Origin of the sequence: Chryseobacterium sp. IT-36CA2 (genome assembly GCF_949767875.1) — a bacterium.
Taxonomy (GTDB): Bacteria; Bacteroidota; Bacteroidia; order Flavobacteriales; family Weeksellaceae; genus Chryseobacterium.
Genome location: NZ_CATKPG010000023.1, coordinates 468,240 through 479,043, shown reverse-complemented (window position 1 = coordinate 479,043; position 10,804 = coordinate 468,240). Strand labels below are relative to the sequence as shown.

The window sequence follows — 10,804 nt, the reverse complement described above, 5'->3', positions numbered from 1 at the left end:
TATCTATACCAAAAATAAAAACAAAACAAATACAAAAACAAAACAACCCCTCTCCCTTCCATCTCCCTTCTTCCAGCATCCATCTTTATCCTTTAATGAGTCTTTACCATCATTACTGTTATCTATGCCATCCCATTGTCACTCCGAAGGGAGTATAAACAAAGTTCTTCCATAGAATTACGATAGCAGAAAGATTATTCCTAGTAATAAAAATGCTTCGACTCAGCTCAGCATGACACTGCTAATACTAACTGCTGAAAAAACTTGAGACATTATCCTGTCATCTCACATCCTTTAAAACTCTCATCAATAAGTCTGGATTCCCATAAGTAAACCATCTATTTATTTTATAGGAATTTAAAAAGTCCTAATTGGTAAATTATTCAACCAAAACTCGAAACTCACAACTCAAGTTATCAATCATCATTACCTATTTGCAAAACTATTTCCTTGCACAAACCCGCTTTACTCGAATAAATTCAATAAGTTTGTAGTAGTTTTCCAAAAATAATTATAATGTCAGGAAATATTCTGATCATCGATGATGAGATCAAACTCCTTAAACTGCTAGGAATGATCCTTTCCCAAGAAAATTTTAACGTAAAAGAGGCTTCAACAGCGCGTTCAGCAATGACGATGCTGGAGCAATATGAATTTGATGTTGTTTTGAGCGATGTCCGTCTTCCTGATGCTTTTGGAGTAGATTTGGTGAAGTCAATTAAAACCAAATATCCACAACTGGAGATTATCCTGATGACGGCATTTGGGAATATTACAGATGCTGTGCAGGCGATGAAGAACGGAGCTTACGATTATCTTGTAAAAGGAGATGACAATGAGAAAATAATTCCTTTGGTATATAAAGCTCTTGAGAAAGTGAAAGATAACAAGTCAAGGATGGGGCAGCAGATTATCACGAAAGGCTTTGATCAGATCATTGGTAAATCACCTTTAATTTTGCAGGCAAAGAAGCTTGCTGAGAAAGTAGCTTTAACAGATGCCGCAGTTCTTCTTACCGGTGAGACGGGAACCGGAAAAGAAGTCTTTGCAAGTGCTATTCATGAAGGAAGTGACAGAAAGAAAAACAGTTTTGTGGCAATCAATTGCTCCGCATTCAGTAAGGAAATTCTGGAGAGCGAACTTTTTGGTCATAAACAAGGCGCTTTTACGGGTGCTTTGAAAGATAAAAAGGGATTGATTGAAGAAGCTAACGGAGGAACTCTGTTTCTGGATGAAATTGGTGAAATGCCTGTTGAACTTCAGGCAAAACTGCTTAGAGTACTGGAAACGAGAGAATTTATCAAAATGGGGGAAACAAAAGTTTCAAGATCCGATTTCAGACTAATTGCAGCCACTAACAGGGATCTTGTGGAAGAAATAAAACAAGGGAATTTCAGAGAAGATCTTTATTTTAGACTGAATGTATTTGAGATCACTCTTCCTGCATTAAGAGAAAGAAAAGAAGACCTGAAAGCAATTGCCAAGCATTTTATAGATATTTTTTCACATAAACTTCACTTGTCAGCTGTGCAGGTTGATCCAGATTATTATAAAGTTTTAGAGAAAAATGACTGGAAAGGAAATATCCGTGAACTGAGAAATGCAGTGGAGCGAAGTTTGATTTTAATGGATAACAATATCCTTGATGTGGAAAGCCTTCCTCATTATTCTGAAAAAGCAGTTCCGGAAAGTGATTCTTTAAGCATGCGTTCACTGGAAAAAATACATATCCAGAAAGTATTACAGTATACCAAAGGAAATAAAGCAGAAGCAGCCCGATTACTGGAGATTGGTATTGCCACGCTATACCGGAAACTGGAAGAATATGGATTGAAATAAATCTTTTATCATTTTAATAAAGAGCCTATCATTTTGATAGGCTTTTCTTGTTTTATAACAATTGTTTGTTATTTCTAAATTATTGTATATCAATATTTTATGTGTTTATTTTTCAAAATGGACTTTCTTTTGGCATATAGTATTTGAATAAAATATTTAAAAATGACAATTTCAAGAAAAACGTTTAAAAAACGGGAGCATTCTACTTTTAGTCTGCTGATTGTATCGTATGTACTCTTTACTCTTTTAACCTTAATGATCAAGATATGATGCTTGTAAGTTTAATGCTGCTTTTTGCAGTACTATTTTGGGTTTTGTATAAATCAGTTGAATTTTTTGATAGAATATAAATTATGTGGAGTTTATTTTTCCTCTCAATACTTGCCTTTGTGTATATCTGTTATGTTTTAATTAAACCTGAAAAATTTTAATTGGTCATGAATACAGAAATTTTAGGCATTATAGCAATGTTTGCTATTACATTAGTTATCGGAATATTTTTAGGGAAATATATAGCTAATGTCTACGGATACAAAAAGACTTTTCTAGATCCGGTTTTTGAACCTATTGAAAAGTTAATTTATAAAATATCGGGAATTAATCCTACCCGCCAGATGAACTGGAAACAGAATATGTATGCCATGCTGGCGATTAATCTGGTTTGGTTTATCATTGGTTTTCTTCTTTTGCTGAACCAGGCCTGGCTTCCTTTAAATCCAGACGGGAATCCAAATATGACACCCGATCTGGCTTTTAATACAACCATTTCATTCTTAGTCAACTGTAATTTACAGCATTATTCGGGAGAAACAGGAGTAAGTTATCTGAGCCAGCTTTATCTGATGTTTTTACAGTTTGTAACGGCAGCAACAGGAATGGCGGCGATGGCAGTTCTTTTCAAAGCTTTTAAAGAAAAAACAAGCACAGAACTAGGGAATTTCTATGATTATTTCACAAAATCAATGATCAGAATCCTTGTTCCGATAAGTGTAATTGTTGCTTTAATTCTTTCTATCAACGGAAGTCCGATGACTTTTGAAGGGAAAGATCACATCATAACACTGGAAGGTCAGAAAGCTGATGTTTCCAGAGGTCCTGTATCTGCATTTGTGGCAATCAAACATCTGGGAACTAATGGAGGTGGTTTTTTCGGAGCTAATTCAGCTCATCCGCTTGAAAATCCTAATTATATAACCAATATGACAGAGATGGTCACTCAAATGATCATTCCCTTTGCATTGGTATTTGCTCTTGGCTTTTATCTGAATAAAAGAAAATTGTCATGGGTGATCTTTACAGTAATGACAGTTGGTTTCCTGGCACTTACCGTTCCAAATATCGTGAATGAGACCGGTGGAAATCCTTTAATTACAAAAATGGGAACAGACAGCAGTCTGGGAGCTATGGAAGGTAAGGAAATCCGCTTCGGAAGTGCTGCATCCGGTTATTGGAGTATTGCAACAACGGTAATTTCTACAGGATCTGTAAATGCAATGCATGACAGTACAATGCCTCTTTCGGGAATGAATGAATTGCTTGCGATGATGATCAACTGCTTCTACGGAGGCTGTGGAGTCGGAATTCTGAACTATTTCATCTTTATCATTCTGGCGGTATTCATAAGCGGTCTGATGGTAGGGCGAACCCCAGAATTTATGGGCAAAAAGATTGAAGCCAAAGAAATGAAGATCGCTATGATTGTGGCTTTATTCCATCCTTTCTTAATTCTTGCAGGAACAGCTTTAACGGCTTATCTACCAGAATTTGGAGCAAAGACATTGAACAACCCAGGTTTCCATGGTTTCAGTGAAATGCTATACGAGTTTACTTCTTCTGCAGCGAACAATGGTTCCGGATTCGAAGGACTTGGAGATAATACCCCTTGGTGGAATATCTCAACAGGAATCGTTCTTTTATTATCAAGATTCATCCCGATTATAGGACCGGTAGCGATTGCAGGGCTATTAGCACAAAAGAAATATATCCCTGAAAGTTCAGGAACCCTGAAAACAGATACGGCTACTTTCGGATTTATGACTCTGGCGGTGATTTTACTGATTGCAGCATTGTCTTTCTTCCCTGCATTGACTCTAGGGCCTATCGCAGAACAGATTCAGTATTTCTCAAAATAAATATGAACATTAAAAATTATAATCAATATTCAACCATTAAGGGAGCTGAAAAGTTTGAGGACGCTAGTCTGACACTTACTGAAACGTTCACTTATATTATCCATATCTATCCTTATAATTTGGCAGACCTTGATGGTGATTATTGATTTACAATGATATAAACTCTTTCAAAAAATGAAAAATCAGTCACAAACATTGTTTCAAAAAGATTTGGTAAACGAAGCGATCAAACAGTCCTTCGTAAAGCTGAATCCGAAAATTATGTTTAAAAATCCAGTAATGTTCCTGGTGGAGATCGGAACCATTGTCATGTTTATCGTAAGCATGTTCAGTCTTATTGGTGATCAATCTCAAGGAAGCTTTTCCTATAACTTTTTAGTATTTATTATTTTATTTTTTACCGTTCTGTTTGCCAATTTTGCAGAAGCTATTGCAGAGGCAAGAGGAAAAGCGCAGGCAGATACCCTTAGAAAAACAAGGGAAGAAACTCCAGCCAAATTAGTGCTTGATAATAAACCGGGATTTCAGGTAGAAACAAGACTGAAAATGTCTGCTGAAATGACTTTAGGGGATATTTTCCTTTGTGAAGCCGGAGATCAGATTCCGATGGATGGTGAGATTATTGAAGGTCTTGCAACCATCGATGAATCTGCCATTACCGGAGAAAGTGCTCCTGTAATCCGTGAAGCAGGAGGAGATAAAAGTTCTGTAACAGGAGGTACAAAAGTACTTTCAGATAGAATTAAAGTAAAAGTAACAACAAAACCAGGAGAATCCTTCTTAGATAAAATGATCGCTCTTGTAGAAGGAGCATCAAGACAGAAAACACCAAATGAAATCGCATTAACTATACTTTTAGCAGGATTTACCCTTACATTTATTATTGTTACCCTCACTTTAAAGCCTTTTGCAGATTACGCGCAGACTCCGATTACTATTGCTGCATTTATATCTCTTTTCGTTTGTCTTATTCCGACAACTATCGGCGGTCTGCTTTCTGCAATCGGGATTGCAGGGATGGACAGAGCATTAAGGGCCAATGTCATTACAAAAAGTGGTAAAGCTGTAGAAACTGCGGGAGATATTGATGTTCTTCTGCTTGATAAAACAGGAACGATCACGATTGGAAACCGTAAAGCAACACAATTTCATCCTTCAAACGGAATTCAGATTGATGAATTCATCAAAGCTTCTGCATTAAGCTCTGTAGCTGATGAAACACCGGAAGGAAAGTCTATCATTGAGCTGAGTGCATTAAAATCTGAAGATTTATGGGTAGCCAATCCTACTTATATTGATTTTACAGCGGAAACAAGAACTTCAGGAATTGATTTTGACGAAACAAGAATCCGTAAAGGAGCTTATGATACCATAAAAAAACTGACTGAAAAAGCTGGGAATATCTTCCCACAAGAAACCCAGGATGCAGTAACCAAAATTTCTGAAAACGGAGGAACTCCTTTGGTAGTAGCCGTTAATGAAAAAGTATGGGGCGTTATTGAACTTCAGGATATCATCAAAACTGGGATTCAGGAACGTTTTCAGAGACTGAGAAAGATGGGGGTTAAAACGGTAATGGTAACCGGAGATAATCCACTGACAGCCAAATTTATTGCGGAAAAAGCAGGAGTAGATGACTTTATTGCCGAAGCCAAGCCTGAAGACAAAATGAATTACATTAAAAAGGAGCAGCAGGAAGGTAAACTGGTAGCCATGATGGGAGACGGTACCAATGACGCTCCGGCACTAGCTCAGGCAGATGTGGGCGTAGCAATGAACAGTGGAACTCAGGCAGCCAAAGAAGCTGGAAACATGGTAGACCTTGATAACGACCCTACAAAACTGATTGAAATTGTGGAAATTGGGAAGCAATTGCTAATGACAAGAGGAACATTAACGACTTTCAGTATTGCAAATGACGTTGCAAAGTATTTTGCGATTATTCCGGCACTGTTTATCACTTTCATTCCTTCGCTTCAGAAGCTGAATATTATGAACCTTCACAGCCCTGAAACAGCCATATTATCAGCGGTTATTTTCAATGCAGTGATTATTCCGTTCCTAATTCCGCTGGCGTTGAAAGGAGTGGCTTACAAACCGATTGGTGCAAGTGCATTATTAAGAAGAAACCTTTTGATCTATGGCTTAGGCGGGGTAATTGTTCCGTTCATCGGGATCAAAATCATTGATCTGATAATCAGTTTATTCTATTAAAATTTAAAAAATGAAAAATCATATTGTTTCAGCATTCAGATTAACTCTTGTAATGCTGGTGGTTACCGGCATTTATCTGGCAGTGGTATACGCAGGTTCCAAAATACTTCCCAACAAAGGAAATGGCGAAATTGTCTACAATAAAGGACAGAAGTTGTATGCCAATATCGGGCAGGAGTTTAAATCTGAAAAATACTTTCACGGCCGCCCTTCCTCCGTCAATTATAATGCAGCAGGAAGCGGGGGAAGTAATAAAGGTCCAAGCAACAAAGAATATCTTGAAATTGTACAGAAAAGAATTGGCACTTTAAAGATGAATAATCCTGAAATGGGAAATGTCAAAGTACCTGTAGAATTGGTTACGGCAAGCGGAAGCGGGCTAGACCCGGATATTTCTGAAGAAGGAGCATTGTACCAGGCAAAGAGAATTGCCAACGTGAGAAATATTTCAGAAGAGCAAGTTAAAAGCCTAATTAATAATCAAACTGAAAAGCCATTTTTAGGACTTTTCGGACCATCAAAAGTCAATGTTCTGAAGCTTAATATTGCTTTGGATCAGTTAAAATAATAAATTTAATAATCTCATAATCATTTCAAGGTTTTAAACCTTAACATGATTAATACAACTTAATAACAGTGAAAAAATATTTAGTTATAGGAGCCGTATTGGGAATGTTTTTCTCAAAAGCCCAATCATCAGATTCATTGAAAGCAGGAAATAAAGTGACATTTTCCGCTTATGCAGAACTCTTTTATACCTATGATTTTAATGAACCGGGCAATCATATGCGTCAAAACTTTTTATACTCATATAACAGACATAATGAAATGAATCTTAACCTGGGATTAGTTAAAGCCAGCTATCAAAGTGAAAATCTCCGTGCTAATGTAGCTCTAATGGCCGGAACGTATGCCCAGGATAATATGGCGGCTGAACAAAATGCTTTACGCTATGTAAATGAAGCTAATATTGGGATCAAAATATCAAAAAATAAAAATTTATGGATTGATGCAGGGATTATGCCTTCTCATATCGGTTGGGAAAGTGCTATCGGAAAAGATAACATCAATCTTACCCGAAGTTTTGCAGCAGAAAATTCTCCCTATTTTGAGACAGGTGCCAAAATTTCTTATACCTCAGATAATGGGAAGTGGTTTTTAAGCGGATTAGTATTGAATGGATGGCAAAGAATTGCAAAACCTGAAGGAAACCAGAGTATTTCTTTCGGACATCAGATAACGTATAAACCCAATGATAAAATTACCCTGAACAGCAGCTCATTCATAGGAAATGACAAAGCAAAAGAAGACAAAAGGATGCGTTATTTTCACGATTTATATGGAAGCTTCCAGCTGACAGAACAGTTTTCTGCTGTATTGGGATTTGATATCGGTGCAGAACAAAAATCAAAAGGAAGTGAACAGTATAATATCTGGTACAGCCCAAATGTCCTGATGAAATATCAATTAGACAATAAGTGGGCACTGGCTGGGAGATTGGAGTATTATAGTGATAAGAACGGTGTCATTATTAATACCGGAACACCTAATGGATTTCAGACTTTCGGATATTCTCTCAATGTAGATTATGTGATCTTTAAAAATGTGGTCTTCCGTACAGAGGCTAGAGGTTTTACAGCTAAAGATGCCATTTTTGCAAAAAATGACGAATTTAAAAAAGGAAATTTCTTTATTACAACAAGTCTTTCCGCCTGGTTTTAGTAAGCAGTTTAACCACAGCTAAAAGTGTTTAAAGTAAAATTAAAAAGAATAAAATCAATGTCATCAGCAAAAGATTTTTTAGAACTGATTCAAAAGTCCCGTAAAGGTAAATTCAAAATTTATGTTGGGATGAGTGCAGGTGTAGGAAAAACCTTCCGTATGCTTCAGGAAGCGCATTCCCTTTTGCGAAATGGCATTGATGTAAAGATTGGCTATGTTGAAACTCATGGTAGAGAAGAAACGGTAGCTCTTGTTGAAGGTCTTCCCGAAATTGAAAGGAAATCAGTTTTTTATAAAGGAAAAAATCTTGAAGAAATGGATCTTCAGGCCATCATTAATGAGCATCCTGAAGTGGTTTTGGTAGATGAACTGGCTCATACGAATGTAGAAGGTTCCAAAAATAAAAAAAGATGGCAGGATGTGCTGGAAATTCTTGATAACGGAATCAACGTTATCAGTGCTATGAATATCCAGCATATCGAAAGCCTGAATGAAGAAGTAAAGAAAATCACAGGAGTAGAAGTAGCAGAACGTGTTCCCGATAAGATTCTGGCTCTCGCAGATGAAGTGGTGAACATTGACCTTACCGCTGATGAACTGCTGACCCGTTTAAAGGAAGGAAAAATCTATAAAAAGGAAAAAATTCAGACGGCACTCAGCAATTTCTTCCAAAGCGGGCATATTCTTCAGCTTCGTGAGCTGGCTTTAAAAGAAGTGGCCACCCATGTGGAAAGGAAGGTGGAAACTGAGATTAAAACCGAAAATTTTAAACCCATAAAATTTCTGGCCTGTATCAGCAGCAACGAGAAAATTGCCAAAACAATTATCCGGAAAACAGCGAGATTAGCCAGCTACTATAACAGTCCATGGACTGTTTTGTACGTTCAGAAACCCTCCGAAAATCCGGAAAAAATTGCATTGGATAAACAGCGGTATTTAATTAATAATTTTAATTTAGCACAGGAATTAGGTGCCAAAGTAGTCCGGATCAAAGAAAGCAGTGTTCATAACGGAATTCTGGAATACGTGATTGCTCATAATATCACTACGGTCTGCATTGGAAAACCTCATGCCAGTTTCTGGCAGCGAATGTTGGGGTACAGCTGGATTTATACTCTGATGAACAGGCTGAATGAAAGACAGATAGATATTATTATTTTATCATAAAAATAATGAAACTTAAAACGAAACTTACCTTAGGCGTGGGCCTTTTATTTCTGCTGATTGTTTTGCTTTCAGTGATAGGTTCTGTATATATTAATAAATTAAAATCTGATACCGAAAAGATACTTACTGCCAATTACAACAGTCTGGAATTTTCCAAAAATATGCTTCTGGCACTGGATAATATCAGTACAGACAGCACTGTTGCGGTAGCAGATTTTCAGAAGAATAACAAACTGCAGGAAAAGAACCTTACAGAATTTGGTGAAAAGGAGGCCACTCAGAATCTGAATCTGCATTTCAACAGCTACCTGAAAGCTCCTGATATCAATAAAGAAAAACTCATCCGTGAGGATCTTGCCAAGATTATGTCTTTGAATATGAAAGGCATAGAACGGAAAAGCGATATTGCGATTATTACAGCAGAAAATGCCACCTTTTGGATCGTAAGTTTAGGAACCGTATGCTTTCTGATTGCTTTTATTCTGCTTTTTAATTTACCACAAACCATTGCGGAACCCATCAATCAGCTTACTTTCAGTATCAAACAGATTGCTGATAAGAACTATAATGAAAGAGTTCATTTCAAAGGAAGTGAGGAGTTCAATAGCCTGGCTGAATCATTCAACAGTATGGCGGAAAAGCTTCAGGAGTATGAAAGCAGTACACTTTCCAAACAATTAATGGATAAAAAACGGATCGAAACGCTGGTCAACAATATGCATGATGCGGTGATTGGTCTGGATGAGAATCATTTCATCTACATGATTAATGATGAAGCGTTGAAAATCACGAATCTCCATAAGGAAGATATTATTGGAAAAACAGCTCATGAAGTAGCCATCAACAATGATCTGATGCGTGAACTATTGAAAAATATAGACCATCCGGTAAAAGATCCTATCAAGATTGTTCGCGATAATAAGGAAAACTATTTTGAACAGGATATTATTCCTATCAATATTGTAAAGACAGGCGAGAAAGAAAAGAAATACATTGGAAAGGTAATTTTGCTGAGAAATATTACTCCTTTTAAAGAACTGGATTTTGCGAAAACCAATTTTATTGCAACAATTTCCCATGAACTAAAAACACCAATTTCTGCTATCAAAATGGGAGTTCAGCTTCTTGGAAACCAAAAGTTCGGAGAACTGAATGAACAGCAGCAGGAATTATTGAAAAGCATCAATGAAGACGGACAGCGTTTGTTGGATATTACTGGAGAATTGCTTAATCTTTCTCAGGTAGAATCCGGCAATATCAGGCTGACAGTAGATAAATGTTCCCCTAAAGAAATTGTACAGACTGCTGTAAAGAATGTTGAAAAACTGGCCGAACAGAAAAATATTTCCATCAGCACAGAATATCTTCTGGAAGAAAGTGATGCGGTAACTGCAGATTTTGACAAAACAGTCTGGGTAATGAATAATTTCCTGACCAATGCGGTGAAGCACTCTTTTCAGGATGAAAATATTAAGATTGTGGTAGAAAAACTCAATTCGTTTATTCAGTTCAGTATTATTGATACAGGAAGTGGAATTGATGAAAAATACCACCGCCAGATCTTTGACCGTTATTTTCAGGTTCCCGGAGAACATCAGAATGGTACAGGATTGGGATTGGCAATCTCCAAAAATTTCATTGAAAAACAACACGGAGAAATAGGAGTGAAAAGTTCTCTGAATAATGGGAGTACATTTTATTTCAGACTGCCGGTTTCTTAAGGATTATTT

At 36.9% G+C, this 10,804-nt stretch carries 9 protein-coding genes; all 9 read left to right on the top strand.

Annotated elements, in window-relative coordinates; genetic code table 11:
* The first annotated feature begins 516 nt into the window (after positions 1 to 516).
* The 9 genes from ACM6F9_RS19105 to ACM6F9_RS19065 all read left to right on the top strand — a co-directional run bounded on the left by ACM6F9_RS19105 (position 517) and on the right by ACM6F9_RS19065 (position 10,795).
* On the top strand, positions 517 to 1,839 hold the full coding sequence (locus tag ACM6F9_RS19105; protein ID WP_414847160.1) for a sigma-54-dependent transcriptional regulator: 1,323 nt from the start codon (positions 517 to 519) through the stop codon (positions 1,837 to 1,839).
* 353 nt (positions 1,840 to 2,192) lie between these two features.
* Complete coding sequence (locus ACM6F9_RS19100) at positions 2,193 to 2,270, top strand: potassium-transporting ATPase subunit F (protein ID WP_077415921.1); 78 nt, start codon at positions 2,193 to 2,195, stop codon at positions 2,268 to 2,270.
* A 6-nt stretch (positions 2,271 to 2,276) separates the two neighbouring features.
* Positions 2,277 to 3,971: a potassium-transporting ATPase subunit KdpA gene (gene kdpA / locus ACM6F9_RS19095; protein WP_414847159.1), complete on the top strand. Its 1,695-nt coding sequence runs from the start codon at positions 2,277 to 2,279 to the stop codon at positions 3,969 to 3,971.
* A gap of 2 nt (positions 3,972 to 3,973) precedes the next feature.
* On the top strand, positions 3,974 to 4,117 hold the full coding sequence (locus ACM6F9_RS19090; protein WP_414847158.1) for a hypothetical protein: 144 nt from the start codon (positions 3,974 to 3,976) through the stop codon (positions 4,115 to 4,117).
* A 28-nt stretch (positions 4,118 to 4,145) separates the two neighbouring features.
* Positions 4,146 to 6,185: a potassium-transporting ATPase subunit KdpB gene (kdpB, locus tag ACM6F9_RS19085; RefSeq protein WP_414847157.1), complete on the top strand. Its 2,040-nt coding sequence runs from the start codon at positions 4,146 to 4,148 to the stop codon at positions 6,183 to 6,185.
* A gap of 10 nt (positions 6,186 to 6,195) precedes the next feature.
* Positions 6,196 to 6,753, top strand: coding sequence for a potassium-transporting ATPase subunit KdpC (gene kdpC, locus ACM6F9_RS19080; RefSeq protein WP_414847156.1), 558 nt, complete (start codon positions 6,196 to 6,198; stop codon positions 6,751 to 6,753).
* 104 nt (positions 6,754 to 6,857) lie between these two features.
* Positions 6,858 to 7,907: a porin gene (locus tag ACM6F9_RS19075; RefSeq protein WP_414847169.1), complete on the top strand. Its 1,050-nt coding sequence runs from the start codon at positions 6,858 to 6,860 to the stop codon at positions 7,905 to 7,907.
* Between the two features lie 57 nt (positions 7,908 to 7,964).
* Complete coding sequence (locus tag ACM6F9_RS19070; protein ID WP_414847155.1) at positions 7,965 to 9,074, top strand: sensor protein KdpD; 1,110 nt, start codon at positions 7,965 to 7,967, stop codon at positions 9,072 to 9,074.
* Positions 9,075 to 9,079: 5 nt separating this feature from the next.
* Positions 9,080 to 10,795, top strand: a complete 1,716-nt coding sequence (locus tag ACM6F9_RS19065; protein WP_414847154.1) for an ATP-binding protein — start codon at positions 9,080 to 9,082, stop codon at positions 10,793 to 10,795.
* Positions 10,796 to 10,804 lie beyond the last annotated feature (9 nt).